Origin of the sequence: Evansella tamaricis, from assembly GCF_019042215.1 — a bacterium.
In the GTDB taxonomy this organism is placed as follows: domain Bacteria; phylum Bacillota; class Bacilli; order Bacillales; family Salisediminibacteriaceae; genus Evansella; species Evansella tamaricis.
Map to the genome: position 1 here is coordinate 1 of NZ_JAHQCS010000027.1, position 1,496 is coordinate 1,496.

Here is a 1,496-nt window from a genome sequence, read left to right on the forward strand (position 1 = left end):
GTTGAGAAGAGCCCACTTGAATCCCATATAAAAGCAGCTTTGGCTTTGGTATTGAATGCTAGGATGGAACAGGAAAGAGATGAGTACATTAACGCTCTTTCTTACGAGAGAACAGAAGCCCGGAATGGGCATCGAAATGGTTACTATGAACGTGAACTAATGACAGGAGTAGGATCCATTACATTAAAAGTTCCTCGAACCCGTGATGGCGAATTCTCGACAGAGCTATTTATGAAATACAGTCGTTGTGATCAGGCCCTTGTTCTTTCTATGATTGAGATGGTCATTAATGGTATCTCAACACGGAAGGTTACTAGAGTTGTAGAAGAATTATGCGGGAAAAGTGTTTCAAAGTCCTTTGTGTCTAGTTTAACGAAGTCGCTTGATCCAATCGTCCAAGAGTGGAGAAACAGACCTCTAAACACTTTGTATTACCCTTATGTTTATGTAGATGCCATGTATATCAAGGTTCGTGAGAACGATAGAGTAGTCTCGAAAGGGGTTCTTATTGCTTGTGGTGTCAATGAAAATGGCCTTAGAGAAATCATTGGTTTAAAAGTCACTCATGGGGAATCCAAGGACAGCTGGACTGCATTTTTTGATTATTTAAAATCTAGAGGACTTACTTCTCCTAAAATGATCATCTCTGATGCTCATAAAGGCTTAGTTAATTCCATTAAAGAGTCCTTTTTAGGAACAGCCTGGCAACGTTGTTGTGTGCATTTTTTAAGGAATATCATGGACACTCTCCCTAAAAAAGATTCATCGGAATCTAGACAGGAACTAAAGAACTTGTTTCAAACCCCGAACCTCAAGTATGTTCGAGAGTTAAAAGACAACTTTATTACTAAATATCAAGACAAAAAAGGATACTCTAAAGCCATTGAGACCCTTGACCAGGGGTTTGAAGATTCGATGCAATTTCAATCACAAGATACCAAATACCATAAGCATTTACGGACGACCAACATGCTTGAACGTTTAAATAGAGAGATAAGAAGACGAGAAAAAGTTATTCAGATTTTCCCGAATGATCAATCGGCTTTAAGAATAATTGGCGCGGTACTGATGGAGATCGAAGAGGGGTGGCAGGAGAAGAATGTTGCTTATTTAAAGGATTACAAAAACATATGAGTACAAAGCCCTATACGATTTGACATCGAGCCTCTGGAGAGCTTAAGAGCCTCTCCATATAGCCGAAATAGGATTCTACACTCATTTATTCCAAAAAAGGAATTTTTTTACCCCCTCGGGGGTAAGGACACTAAAACCCAAAGACTCAAAACCAAAAGACCCAAAACAAGGAAGCACCATCTTCGATGGCACTTCCCAAACCTTAATTACTGGTCTAATTATTGTAACTACTTTTACACATAAATATGGACTTGACTGAAGTTGGAGCAACTTGTGCCCGAACGGGTCGCTCCACAAGGGTTTCGGTCAGAAGTTGGAGCAACTTGTGCCCGAACGGGTCGCTCGACAAGGGTTTCAGTCAG

General features: G+C 40.2%; 1 protein-coding gene. It reads left to right on the forward strand.

Annotation, left to right across the window (positions count from 1 at the left end; genetic code table 11):
- A partial coding sequence (locus tag KS419_RS01315; RefSeq protein ID WP_217064296.1) for an IS256 family transposase occupies positions 1-1,134 on the forward strand: 1,134 nt, incomplete at its 5' end.
- Positions 1,135-1,496: the final 362 nt, after the last annotated feature.